Source organism: Sphingobium sp. (genome assembly GCA_023266575.1).
Classification (GTDB): domain Bacteria; phylum Pseudomonadota; class Alphaproteobacteria; order Sphingomonadales; family Sphingomonadaceae; genus Sphingobium.
Genome location: JAHFPV010000001.1, coordinates 86,742 through 99,254, shown reverse-complemented (window position 1 = coordinate 99,254; position 12,513 = coordinate 86,742). Strand labels below are relative to the sequence as shown.

Below are 12,513 nucleotides of genomic sequence, written 5' to 3'. Positions count from 1 at the left end.
CCTTCCCTGCCCAGGTTGCCTGATGACCCGCCTTCGTGAACTGATCGATCCCTTCCTGCTGCTGTTGCTTGGCACGGTTGCGCTAGCGTCAATCCTGCCTGCGCGGGGCGACGGAGCGCGGATCGCAGATGCCGTGGCGGATGCGGGCATTGTGCTGCTGTTTTTTCTGCATGGCGCAAAATTGTCGCGGGCGGCGATATGGGAGGGGGCAAAGGCGTGGCGGCTGCATCTTGCAGTGCTGGCGACGACCTTCGCCGTCTTTCCGCTGCTGGGACTGGCGAGCCAGCATATCGGCGCGGTGCCGGACGGGATGCGGGCGGGGCTGCTGTTTCTCACGCTGCTGCCATCGACGGTGCAATCCTCCATCGCCTTTACCGCGATTGCGCGGGGGAATGTCGCCGCCGCCGTGGTCAGCGCCTCCTTCTCCAACCTGCTGGGCATCGTTCTGACGCCGCTGCTGGTCGCACTGCTGATGCAGCGGACGGGCAACGGCAGCCTGATCTCGCTGGCCTCGATCGAGGGGATCGTGCTGCAATTGCTGCTGCCCTTCCTGATCGGCCATCTGGCTCGGCCGTGGATCGGCGGGTTCGTGGCGCGGCACAAGGCGATGATCGGGCGGGTCGATCGCGGATCGATATTGCTGGTGGTCTATGCCGCCTTTAGCGCGGCGGTGGTCGAGGGTCTGTGGCAGACCGTGTCGGCGGGGGAGATGGCGTTGCTTGCCGGGCTTTGCGTCGCTCTGCTCACGGTGGTGCTGGGCTTCACCTGGGGGTTGGGGCGGATGATGGGCCTGTCGCGGGCAGAGAGGATCGTGCTGGTCTTTTGCGGGTCGAAGAAGAGCCTGGCGACCGGGGTGCCGATGGCGGGGCTGCTATTCCCGGCCAGTGCAGTGGGCGCGATATTGTTGCCGGTGATGTTGTTCCACCAGATTCAGCTGATGGCCTGCGCGGTGCTGGCGCGACGCTACGGTGCGCAGGCGGAAAAAGCCGACACTGAGCTGGACATATAGCTGGCATTTTTCGCGCATTTATTATACGTTCGTAAAATTGATCGGCAGCGTCGGGGGATGCACGGAGATGGTGGAGCAGGCGGAAGGTGGGGCAGACCCGGATGCGGGCTGGAGCCTGCCAGCCTGGACCTATAGCGACCCGGAATTTTTTGCCGCCGAAGTCGAACGCATCTTTCGCCCAAGCTGGCAGATCGTCTGCCATGTGAGCGACATCCCCAACCCCGGCGATTTCCACACGCTCGATTATATCGGCGAGAGCGTCATCGTCATCCGGGGCGAGGATGGCGCGGTGCGCGCCTTCACCAATGTGTGCCGCCATCGCGGTGCGCGGATCATGGATGGTGCTTCGGGCTGCGCGAAGAAGCTGGTCTGCCCCTATCATGGCTGGACTTACGAAAATGACGGGCGGCTGACGGGCGTGCCGATGAAAGCGGGCTATGCCATGAACATGGCCGACCATGGCCTGACGCGCGTGGAGGTCGAGGATTTTCACGGCTTCCTGTTCGTCCGGCTGACCGATGATGGCGGGCCGTCTGTGGCGCAGATGATGGCGCCCTATGTCGCGGAAATCACGCCCTATCGCTTTGCCGATCTGCGCGCGCTGGGGCGGGTAACGTTGCGGCCCCGAAACGTGAACTGGAAAAATATCGGCGACAATTATTCTGACGGGCTGCACATCAGCGTCGCGCATCCGGGCCTAAAACGGCTGATGGGCGATGGCTATGGTGTCGAGGCAAGCACCCATGTCGACAAGATGTGGGGACCGATCGTCGAGCGGCCATCGGCCAACTGGTCCGAGCGGGCCTATCAGCGATTTCTGCCGGACGTGCCGCATCTGCCACCCGAACGGCAGCGGCTCTGGACCTATTTCAAGCCGTGGCCCAATGTCGCCTTCGACATCTATCCCGATCAGGTCGATTTCATGGCCTGGCTGCCGGTATCGCCGACCCAGACGCTGATCCGCGAGATCAGCTATGCGGTGCCGGACGCGCGGCGGGAGATGAAAGCGGCGCGCTACCTCAACTGGCGGATCAACCGGCAGGTCAATGCCGAGGATACGGCCTTGATCGCGCGGGTGCAGGCGGGGATGGCGTCGGACAGTTTTACCGTGGGACCGCTGCACCAGGATGAAGTGGCGCTGCGCCATTTTTGCGGGCGGATGCGGGGGATTATCCCGCAGGCGCGGCAGCATCGCGCGCCGGCGGCGGGGTGGAGCCTTCCTCATCCCCTCCCCTTCAGGGGAGGGGACCGAGGGGTGGGGGCGTGCCCCATTGATACCACATTTCAGGCGGCACGCCCCCACCCCAACCCCTCCCCTGAAGGAGAGGGGCTTTCCAAAGGAAGCCCGCCATGACTCAACGCTACGATGCCGTCATCATCGGCGGGGGGCATAATGGGCTGGTCTGCGCCTTTTATCTGGCGCGGGCGGGGTATAAGGTCCGCATCCTCGAGCGCCGCAACGTCGTGGGCGGGGCGGCGGTGACGGAGGAGTTTCACCCCGGCTTCCGCAATTCGACCGCCAGCTACACGGTCAGCCTGCTCAATCCCAAGGTCATCGCCGACATGAAGCTGGCCGATCATGGCTATCGCGTCATCGAGCGGCCGATCAGCAATTTCCTGCCCCAGCCCGATGGCGGTTATCTGAAACTGGGCGGCGGGCTGGAGCGGACGCAGGCGGAATTCGCGCGGTTCAGCGCGAAGGATGCAGCTGCCCTGCTCGCTTATTATGACGCGCTGGAGGTGGTCGCGGACGTGCTGCGCGGCATGGTGCTGAAAAGCCCGCCTAATGTCGGTGACGGGCTGTCGATGATCGTCGATGCGCTGAAACAGGGGCGGCGGATTGCGGGGCTGTCGATCGAGCAGCAACGCGACGCGCTCGACCTGTTCACCAAATCGGCGCGCAGCTTCCTCGACAGCTGGTTCGAGAGCGATGCGGTGAAGGCGGCTTTCGGTTTTGACGCTGTGGTCGGCAATTATGCATCGCCCGACACGCCGGGCAGCGCCTATGTGCTGCTGCACCATGTCTTTGGCGAGGTGAATGGCAAGAAGGGCGCATGGGGCCATTCTATCGGCGGCATGGGGGCGATCACCCAGATCATGGCGCGGGTCGTGAGCGCCATGGGGGTGGAGATCAGCCTGGAAGCGCCCGTCGATCGCGTGCTGGTGGATGGCGCGCGGGCCGTGGGCGTGCGGCTGGAGAGCGGCGAAGAGGTGATGGGCAAGGCGGTGATCGCCAATGTCGGGCCGAAATTGCTTTATGAGCAGATGATGGCGCCCGCTGATCTGCCTGTCGATTTCGTCAAGCGGATCAAGACATTCAAGGCGGGGTCCGGCACCTTCCGCATGAATGTGGCTCTGAGCGCCCTGCCCGACTTCACCTGTTTGCCGGGCGTTGGCGAGCATCACCAGTCAGGCATCATCCTTGCCCCGACGCTGGATTATATGGACCGGGCGTTCATGGACGCCAAACGCGATGGCTGGTCGAAAGCACCGATCGTCGAGATGCTGATCCCGTCCACCATCGACGCTTCACTGGCACCGGAGGGGTGTCATGTGGCGAGCCTCTTCTGCCAGCAATTCGCGCCGGAACTGCCCGATGGCAGGAGTTGGGACGATGAGCGGGAGGCGGCGGCGGACTGCATCATCGCAACGGTGGAAGCCGCCGCGCCGGGCTTTGCGGGCAGCGTGATCGCGCGGCAGATCCATTCGCCACTCGACCTGGAGCGCAAATTCGGGCTGGTCGGCGGCGACATCATGCACGGCCATCTGTCGCTGGACCAGATGTGGGCCGCGCGTCCGGTGCTGGGCCATGGCGCCTATCGCGGGCCGGTGAAGGGGCTGTATATGTGCGGCGCTGGCACGCATCCGGGCGGCGGGGTGACCGGCGCGCCAGGGCATAATGCCGCGCGGGAGGTTTTGCGGGACGGGGCGATGTTTGGACGGTTGTGGCGGCGGGGGTAGGTCGACCTGTCAGCCGTTCAATTCTGCGCATAGCTTGTTCAGAATTTCATCACCGTCGGATGAACTGGAAATCAGGCAGGGATCATCCCATTCGTTCTGAAAAGTGAATGAACAGCCGCCAAAGGCAAACACCGCTAGAACTGGGTATTGTTGTATCAATGGGACGCCATAGTGTTTGCGTACAGCAGCAATGACATTGGGTAGGTCGATGACGTCGAACTCTAGCGACAGATGACCGTTGGGAAGTGTTAGAATCGTGATGGCCATACGCTTTTCGTTTTTAGGTTCGGGACGACCCTTCGACAAGCTCAGTGCCAATGGGTGTGAGTATGCACTCTCGCATCTCCGCCTTGCCCTCGCCCCTCCCCTCGCCTAAAGCGCATCCCATGCCCGAAACGACCGCCGCGCCCGCTTCGTCCGACCTGACTGGTCGGGCGCTGTTTCCGCACAGGCATTTGCTGTCCATTGCGGACCTGATGCCCTGGGAAATCCGTTTTCTGCTGGATGAGGCGGAGCATTGGGCGCGGGCGAACCGCAGCGGGGCGCGCAAGCATGATGACAGGCTGGCGGGCATGACCCAGATCAACGCCTTTTTCGAGAATAGCACGCGGACTTTGCTGTCGTTCGAGATTGCGGGCAAGCGGCTGGGCGCGGACGTGGTCAATATGCATGCTGGCCAGTCGAGCGTGAAGAAGGGCGAGACGCTGATCGACACGGCGATGACATTGAACGCCATGGCCGCCGACGTCATCGTCATCCGTCATGCCAGTTCCGGCGCGGTCGCGCTGATCGCGGACAAGGTGGACTGCCCGGTGCTGAATGCGGGCGATGGCTGGCATCAGCATCCCACGCAAGCGCTGCTGGACGCGCTGACCATCAGGCGGCGCAAGGGCGGTTTCGAGGGGCTGATTGTCGCGATCTGCGGCGACGTACTGCACAGCCGGGTCGCGCGATCCAACATGCTGTGCCTGGCCGCGCTGGGCGCGCAGGTGCGCGCGGTGGCGCCGCCCACCTTGATGCCGCCGGAGGTGGAGATGCTGGGCGCGACGCCCTTTACCAGCATGGCGCAGGGGCTGGACGGCGCGGACGTGGTGATGATGCTGCGGCTCCAGAATGAGCGGATGGACGGGGCGTTCATCCCGTCGGCGCGCGAATATCATATGCTCTATGGGCTGACGCCGGAGCGGCTGGCGCTGGCCAAGCCCGATGCGCTGGTGATGCATCCGGGGCCTATGAACCGGGGCGTGGAGATTTCGAGCGTGGTGGCGGACCATCCGACGCGCTCCGCGATCACCGAGCAGGTGGAGATGGGCGTCGCGATCCGCATGGCGTGCCTGGACGTACTGACGCGCGGGGCGCGCGGTGTGGAGGGGTGGGCGTGATGCTCGTATCCACATCCGTCATCCCCGCGCAGGCGGGGACCCATTTTGCCGTCGCTGGCCAAGGCATGGGAGGCGAGATCGGTTCCCGCCTGCGCGGGAATGACGGGTTTTGGTTTGAGGGAATAGCGCGTGACTAAACTCGCCATCATCAATGGCCGCCTGGCCGATCCGGCGGGGGATGCGCTGGTCTCTGGCTCCATCCTGATCGAGGGCGACCGGATCGTTGCGGCCGGGGACATTGTCGTGCCTGCCGACGCGGAGAGGATCGACGCGCAGGGGCTGGTGGTGGCGCCTGGCCTTATCGACCTGGGTGTATTCGCGACCGACAAGCCGGCCTTTCATTTTGGCGGGATCACCCGCGCGGCGTTGATGCCCGATCAGTCGTCGTTGCTCGACGATGCGGGGTTGATCCGGCAGGCGACGCGGGCGGGGAAACCCGATTTCTGGGTCCACCCGATCGCGGCGGCGACGCGCGGCCTGGCTGGCACGGAACTGGCCGAGATCGGCATGATGCAGGCGGCGGGCGCAAAGGCGGTTGGCACCGGGCGGCAGTGGATTGCGGATTCCGGCGTGATGCTGAGGGTCTTGTCCTATGCGTCGGGGCTGGGGCTGACGGTGATCGCCCATGCCGAGGATGGCGGGCTGGCGGGCAAGGCGGTGGCGACATCGGGCGAGACGGCGACGCGGCTGGGCCTGCCCCATGCGCCAGCCTGCGCCGAGGCGATGGCGATCGCGCGCGACATCATGCTGGCGCGGCAGGCGGGCGCGGCGATCCATTTCCGGCTGGTGACGACCAAGGCGGGCTTCGACCTCGTTCGCGCGGCGAAGGCCGAAGGGTTGCGGGTCAGTTGCGGGATCAGTCCCGCCTATCTTTTCCTGGCCGATAATGCGGTGTCCAACTTCCGCACCTTTGCGCGGCTGTCGCCCCCGCTCCGGTCGGAGGATGACCGCAAGGCCAGCATCGCGGCGGTGGCGGACGGAACAGTCGATGTCATCACCTCCAGCCATGATCCGCGCGGGGCGGAGGACAAGCGCCTGCCCTTCGCAGACGCCTCGCCCGGCATGGCGGGGGCGGAGACGCTACTGGCGCTCTCGCTCAATCTGGTGCGGGAGGGGCATGTGTCGCTCAACCGGCTGATGACCCTGCTGAGCGCCAATCCGGCGCTGATTTTGGGCGTCAATGCGGGCAGCTTTGCGCCTGGCAGCGCGGCGGACCTGATCTTTGTCGATCCCGACGCGCCGTGGATCGTGGACAGCGCAAAGATGGCGGCGGCGGCAGGCAATACGCCGTTCGACCGCGTGCCGGTGCAGGGCCGCGCCCGGCGGATCATGAAGGGCGGGGTGTTTTTGTAACATATTACCTTCTCCCTTGGGGGAGAAGGATATGGAGCCTTACCGAAAGCTATGAGGTTAGGCGCAATTGGATGAGGGGGTGCTGGTGGCGATGGCGCAGAACACCCTTTCCCAGCTACGACTAAGGCAGCACGCTACCAAGTCTGCGCAACCTCGGCCAGAGGCACGTGACTCTGGCCGACCCTCAAGGGAGAGGGATAAAGGGTGGGAACCGCCCTCCCCCTTCATGCGCTTGCCCGGTTGAGCAACAGGGAACGCCGATGAACCAGCCAGTCGCGCAGCAGGTGCATGTCGATGCGCCGTGGAAGATACCGCCGCGGGCTTGGTGGGAGATTTTGAAGCGGGTCTATGGCGCGCTGTCGTCCAATCATGTGGGATTGCTGGCGGCGGGCGTTGCCTATTATGCCTTTCTGTCGATCGCGCCGATGATGGCGGCGGTCGTGCTGACCTATGGGCTGTTTGGCGATCCGGCGATGGTCGGGCGGCATATGCAGGCGATCATCGCGGTGGTGCCGACCGATGCGGCCAAGCTGATCAATGACCAGTTGCTAGGCGTCGTCAGCACCGCCAAGCCTGCTATCGGCTTTGGCCTGGCGGCGGCGCTGGGCATTGCGGTTTATGGCGCGACGCGGGCGGCTTCGGCGATCATGGAAGCCCTGAACATCGTCTATGGGCAGAAGGAAGGGCGCGGGATCATCGCCTTTACCCGTGTGTCGATGGGCATCACTTTCTCCGCCGTACTTGTGATGGTGGCAGGCGTATTTACCGCCACGGTCATCGGCCTCATCCAGACATGGCTGATCAGTTGGGGGCCGGGCGTATTGTTCGCGATCAAGGCGGTGACCTGGATGTGCGCAGGGTTGCTGGCCAGTGTGATCTTTGGCCTCATTTATCGCTTCGGACCGAACCGGCGGCAGGCGCAGTGGCAATGGCTGACGGTCGGGTCGGTCACGGCAACCCTGTTCTGGCTGGTCGTGACTCTGGGCGTGTCCGTCTATGTCGCGACATTTGGCAATTATAACGAGACCTATGGGTCACTGGGCGCGGTCGTCGTGCTGCAATTATGGCTGTTCGTGTCGGCCTATGTCGTGCTGCTGGGCGCACAGATCAATGCGGAGGCGGAGCGGCAGACCAGTGCCAAAACGACCATCGCCGACCCCCAAGAAAAAGCTGCATAATCGCGCTTGCCCTGCCCGGCAGGCCACGCTAAAGCGCCCTCCTTCGCTGGCACAGGAGTGTAGCTCAGTTGGTAGAGCGTCGGTCTCCAAAACCGAATGCCGTGGGTTCGAGTCCCTCCACTCCTGCCAAGCGTTCCAGCAGCATCCTTGTTTTCCATGAGGTTTGCCGCTAGACGCGCCGTCGAAATTGTGTCGCGAAGCCATGCGGCCGCATCCCCCGGACGCCGATATGGGCGGGATCGGGAGGGCGGACTATTGCTTCGCGTTTTGGTGTTTGTGCAAAGGGTTTGAGGCAGGCGATGGCGAAGGTTTCCCCCGGCGAATTCGTCAATCAGGTGAAAACCGAAGCGTCGAAGATCGTGTGGCCCACGGGTCGCGAAACGGTCATGACCGGCGTGATGGTCGTCATCATGACGACGCTGCTGGGCCTCTTCTTCTTTGGCATCGACACTTTTTTCGGTGCGATCGTCCAGTGGCTGCTGGGCCTCGCGGCGGGTCAGGCGTGAACGTGACTGCGTTGGTTTTTGGGAGTTTGAAACGGTAACATGGCGCGCTGGTACATCATCCACGCCTATTCGGGCTTCGAGAACAAGGTCAAGGAATCGATCCTGTCCGAAGCGGAGCGCATGGGCCTGACGCAGTTGGTCGAGCAGGTCGAAGTGCCTGTCGAAACCGTGACCGAGGTGAAGCGCGGCAAGAAGGTGCAGGTCGAGCGCAAGTTCATGCCCGGCTATGTCCTGGCCAAGCTCGCCATGAACGACGACATTTATCACCTGATCAAGAACACGCCCAAGGTGACGGGGTTCCTGGGGTCGATGGGCAAGCCGCAGCCGATCAGCGAATCGGAAGCCGCACGTTATTTCGGCGCCCGCAAGGAAGCCGAAGCCGCCCCCAAGCACAAGGTCAGCGTCGATTACGAAATCGGCGATGCGGTCAAGGTTTTGGACGGTCCCTTCGCCAGCTTCAACGGCACGGTCGAGGAACTGGATTTCGAGAAGAACCGGGTCAAGGTGTCGGTGTCGATCTTCGGTCGCGCCACCCCTGTGGAACTGGATTTCGAGCAGGTAGAGCTGTCGAAGTAATTTCGTCATCCCAGCGAAGGCTGGGATCCCACTGCCTTCTTCGCCAGGGCTTGAGGAAGATAAAGTGAGATGCCAGCTTTCGCTGGCATGACGATAACAAGATTTCCGGGCAACCGGGAATAAGCGCGGGAGGAGGCTTTGCCTTCGTTTGCACCGCTAAACTTGAACCGGGCGTGCCTTTCGGGGCCGCCCAGCAACAGAGTGAGTCATCATGGCCAAGAAAATTACGGGCTATATCAAGCTCCAGGTGCCCGCTGGAGATGCCAAGCCTGCCCCGCCGATCGGCCCAGCACTGGGTCAGCGCGGCGTGAACATCATGGAATTCTGCAAGGCGTTCAACGCGCAGACGGCCAATGTCGAAAAGGGTACGCCCCTGCCGACGATCATCACCGTCTATGCGGATCGCAGCTTCACCTTCACGATGAAGCAGCCGCCTGCCACCTTCCTGATCAAGAAGGCGATCAACCTGAAGTCGGGTTCCAAGGAACCGGGCAAGATCGTCGCTGGCAAGATCACCCGCACCCAGCTGACCGAAATCGCGCAGGCCAAGATGGTAGACCTGAACGCGAACGACATCGACGCAGCAACGAAGATCATCGAAGGCTCCGCTCGCGCGATGGGCCTCGACGTGGTGGAGGGCTAAGACCATGGCAAAGCAGACCAAGAAGGCGAAGGCTCTGGCCGCAGCGATCAACAAGGAAAAGCTGCACGGCGTCAATGAAGCGCTGGGCCTGATCAAGACCCACGCGACCGCCAAGTTCGACGAAGGCGTCGAAATCGCGATCAACCTGGGCGTCGATCCCCGTCACGCCGACCAGATGGTCCGTGGCGTCGTCACCCTGCCCGCCGGCACCGGCAAGGACGTGCGCGTCGCTGTGTTCGCCCGTAACGACAAGGCACAGCAGGCGCTCGACGCCGGCGCCGACATTGTGGGTGCCGAGGACCTGCTCGAATCGATCCAGGCCGGTAACATCGATTTCCAGCGCGTCATCGCGACGCCGGACATGATGGGTCTGGTCGGTCGTCTGGGTAAGGTTCTGGGTCCCAAGGGCCTGATGCCGAACCCCAAGCTTGGCACCGTGACGCCGAACGTGGCCGAAGCCGTGAAAGCCGCCAAGGGTGGCCAGATCGAATTCCGCGTCGAAAAGGCCGGTATCATCCATGCGGGCATCGGCAAGGCGAGCTTCACCGCCGAAGATCTGCGTCGCAACTTCGACGCCTTCGTTGATGCGATCGTCAAGGCCAAGCCGACCGGTTCGAAGGGCAAATATGTGCGCAAGATCGCCCTGTCCTCTTCGATGGGTCCCGGCGTGAAGGTCGATGTGGCGGAAGTCGCCGCAATCTGATTTTTGCGCTATAGACAATCAGGCAAGCCTCCTTCCTCGCGAAATGGGGAAGGAGGCTTTCCTGTTTTGGAATTTGGTTGCCGCCATCTTCCTCCCGTTCGCCCTGAGCGAAGTCGAAGGGTTCGCCTGAGCATAGCGAAGGCACTTCGCTGCGCTCAGTGGAAGGCTTCGACTTCGCTCAGCCCGAACGGAGATTAGTGATTGGGGCGCTTGACCTGACGCCCCAGGCTTCCGCGATGTTGGAAGCATGGAAGGTTCTCATGATGCCGTCGGTAGAGGCGGAATCGCACTCCCGATGGACAATATAGACATGGCATTTGAAACTCTCCCCCCTATCCTCGCGCAAGCGCTCACGACCAAGGGCTATGAGACCCTGACCGAAGTGCAGGCGTCCGTCATCGAACCCGAAGCGATTGGCCGCGACATGATCGTGTCGGCCAAGACCGGGTCGGGCAAGACCGTCGCCTTCGGCCTGGCCATGGCCAGCGAATTGCTGAGCGAAGAAGGTCGCTTGCCGCCGCCAGCCTGGCCGCTGGCGCTGGTGATCGCGCCGACGCGCGAACTCGCGTTGCAGGTCAGCCGCGAACTGGAATGGCTCTATGCCGGCGCGCGCGCGCGCATCGCCACCTGCGTGGGCGGCATGGACGCTGCGCGGGAACGCAAGGCACTGGCGCAGGGCGCGCATATCGTTGTCGGCACGCCGGGGCGTCTGCGCGACCATCTGGAACGCGGCGCGCTCGACCTGTCGGCGCTCAGGACCGCCGTGCTGGACGAAGCCGACGAGATGCTCGACATGGGCTTCCGCGAAGATCTGGAGGGCATACTCGACGCCACCCCCGATGGCCGCCGCACATTGCTGTTTTCGGCGACCATGCCCAAGCCCATCGTGGCGCTGGCCCGTCGCTACCAGAAGGACGCGATCCAGATCGCGACCACATCGACCGAGCGCGGTCATGGTGACATCAGCTATCAGGCAATGACCGTCGCCCCCGCCGACATTGAAAATGCCGTGGTCAACCTGCTGCGTTTCCATGAGGCGGAGACGGCGATGCTGTTCTGCGCCACGCGCGACAATGTCCGCCATCTGCACGCAAGCCTGACCGAGCGGGGCTTTGCCGCTGTCGCGCTGTCGGGCGAACATAGCCAGAATGAGCGTAACCATGCGTTGCAGGCGCTGCGCGACAAGCGGGCGCGGGTGTGCGTCGCGACCGACGTCGCCGCACGCGGCATCGATCTGCCCACGCTGACGCTGGTTGTGCATGTGGAAATTCCGCGCGACGCGGAAACCATGCAGCATCGGTCGGGCCGTACCGGTCGTGCGGGCAAGAAAGGCACCGCCGTGCTGATCGTCCCCTATCCGCGCCGTCGCCGGGTGGAAGGGATGCTGAAAGGTGCCAAGATTCCCGTCGAATGGACGTCCGCCCCCACCAAGGAAGCGATCGCCGCGCAGGATGCCGAGCGTCTGCGCGCGCGCCTGCTGGAGCCCATGGAGCTGGAAGAGTCCGACTGGGCGCTGGGCGGCGAACTGCTGGAGGCCAAGAGCGCCAAGGAAATCGCGGCGATGCTGGTGCGCAGCGCCCGCGCCGCGCTGCCTGCGCCGGAAGAGCTGCTGGACGGCAGCGATGCCCCGGCCCGCCGCGAAGGGCCGCGTCCCGGTTTTGAGGATACCCAGTGGTTCCGCATGAATATCGGCCGCAACCAGAATGCCGATCCGCGCTGGATTTTGCCGCTGATCTGCCGTCGCGGGCATGTGTCGCGCGGGGACATCGGCGCGATCCGCATCACCACCAACGATACGATGTTCGAAATCCCCAAGGCGATCGCGTCCAAATTCCTGGCCGCCGTCCGCCGCACCGGCGAAGCGGGTGACGAGGGCGCGGACGTGCTGTTCGATCCGGTCGATGGCGCCCCGCGCGAGGAAGCCCGCGAAAAGCGCAAGCAGTTGCGCCCCGCCAATGGCGATCGTCCCAACCGCAGCGGTCCGCCCCGTGGCGGTCCGGGCAATTTTTCGCGTGGCGGCGCAGCCCCGCACAGCCCGCGTCCGTTCAAGGGCGCTGGCGCCGGTGGCCCCCGCAAGGGTCCGCCGCGCAGCCGGGGGTAACATTAGACTCACCCCTCCCCTTTAGGGGAGGGGCTTTTAACGGGTTTGGGGTAACACCCTTTAGAACAGCTAGGAGCCAAAGGGGCCGTCGGTCATTGCTA

General features: G+C 63.6%; 12 protein-coding genes and 1 tRNA gene. 12 read left to right on the top strand and 1 reads right to left on the bottom strand.

Features of this window, described 5'->3' with window-relative positions; translation table 11 throughout:
* The first annotated feature begins 22 nt into the window (after positions 1-22).
* The 3 genes from Q0D44_RS00500 to Q0D44_RS00490 all read left to right on the top strand — a co-directional run bounded on the left by Q0D44_RS00500 (position 23) and on the right by Q0D44_RS00490 (position 3,970).
* On the top strand, positions 23-1,009 hold the full coding sequence (locus Q0D44_RS00500; RefSeq protein ID WP_294130813.1) for a bile acid:sodium symporter family protein: 987 nt from the start codon (positions 23-25) through the stop codon (positions 1,007-1,009).
* Between the two features lie 67 nt (positions 1,010-1,076).
* Positions 1,077-2,363 carry an aromatic ring-hydroxylating dioxygenase subunit alpha gene (locus tag Q0D44_RS00495; RefSeq protein ID WP_294130812.1) on the top strand — a complete coding sequence of 429 codons (1,287 nt, stop codon included), beginning with the start codon at positions 1,077-1,079 and terminating at the stop codon, positions 2,361-2,363.
* Positions 2,360-3,970: an NAD(P)/FAD-dependent oxidoreductase gene (locus Q0D44_RS00490; RefSeq protein ID WP_294130798.1), complete on the top strand. Its 1,611-nt coding sequence runs from the start codon at positions 2,360-2,362 to the stop codon at positions 3,968-3,970. The genes Q0D44_RS00495 and Q0D44_RS00490 overlap by 4 nt, the downstream gene beginning before the upstream one ends.
* A 9-nt stretch (positions 3,971-3,979) precedes the next feature.
* Here the strand turns inward: Q0D44_RS00490 and Q0D44_RS00485 are convergent, their stop codons facing one another.
* The gene (locus Q0D44_RS00485; protein ID WP_294130796.1) at positions 3,980-4,237 is read right to left on the bottom strand and encodes a hypothetical protein; all 258 of its coding nucleotides are present in this window, start codon (positions 4,235-4,237) and stop codon (positions 3,980-3,982) included.
* Between the two features lie 119 nt (positions 4,238-4,356).
* On the opposite strand from Q0D44_RS00485, the gene Q0D44_RS00480 reads away from it, so the two are divergent.
* From Q0D44_RS00480 to Q0D44_RS00440, 9 genes are all read left to right on the top strand, one after another.
* Complete coding sequence (locus Q0D44_RS00480; protein ID WP_119749311.1) at positions 4,357-5,352, top strand: aspartate carbamoyltransferase catalytic subunit; 996 nt, start codon at positions 4,357-4,359, stop codon at positions 5,350-5,352.
* A gap of 129 nt (positions 5,353-5,481) precedes the next feature.
* Complete coding sequence (locus Q0D44_RS00475) at positions 5,482-6,705, top strand: dihydroorotase (protein ID WP_294130788.1); 1,224 nt, start codon at positions 5,482-5,484, stop codon at positions 6,703-6,705.
* Between the two features lie 260 nt (positions 6,706-6,965).
* Positions 6,966-7,883 (top strand): YihY/virulence factor BrkB family protein, encoded by a 918-nt coding sequence (locus Q0D44_RS00470; RefSeq protein WP_294130785.1) that lies wholly within the window; start codon positions 6,966-6,968, stop codon positions 7,881-7,883.
* 53 nt (positions 7,884-7,936) lie between these two features.
* Positions 7,937-8,012: transfer RNA gene (locus Q0D44_RS00465), tRNA-Trp, on the top strand.
* Positions 8,013-8,182: 170 nt separating this feature from the next.
* A complete protein-coding gene (secE, locus tag Q0D44_RS00460; protein ID WP_066857860.1) occupies positions 8,183-8,389 on the top strand; it encodes a preprotein translocase subunit SecE in 207 nt (68 codons plus the stop codon).
* Between the two features lie 39 nt (positions 8,390-8,428).
* Positions 8,429-8,965 carry a transcription termination/antitermination protein NusG gene (nusG, locus tag Q0D44_RS00455; RefSeq protein WP_006968004.1) on the top strand — a complete coding sequence of 179 codons (537 nt, stop codon included), beginning with the start codon at positions 8,429-8,431 and terminating at the stop codon, positions 8,963-8,965.
* Positions 8,966-9,176: 211 nt separating this feature from the next.
* Positions 9,177-9,608, top strand: coding sequence for a 50S ribosomal protein L11 (gene rplK, locus Q0D44_RS00450; RefSeq protein WP_119749317.1), 432 nt, complete (start codon positions 9,177-9,179; stop codon positions 9,606-9,608).
* A gap of 4 nt (positions 9,609-9,612) precedes the next feature.
* Entirely contained in the window at positions 9,613-10,311 is a 699-nt protein-coding gene (gene rplA, locus Q0D44_RS00445; RefSeq protein ID WP_119749319.1) for a 50S ribosomal protein L1, read from the top strand.
* 310 nt (positions 10,312-10,621) lie between these two features.
* Positions 10,622-12,412 carry a DEAD/DEAH box helicase gene (locus Q0D44_RS00440; RefSeq protein WP_294130760.1) on the top strand — a complete coding sequence of 597 codons (1,791 nt, stop codon included), beginning with the start codon at positions 10,622-10,624 and terminating at the stop codon, positions 12,410-12,412.
* Positions 12,413-12,513: the final 101 nt, after the last annotated feature.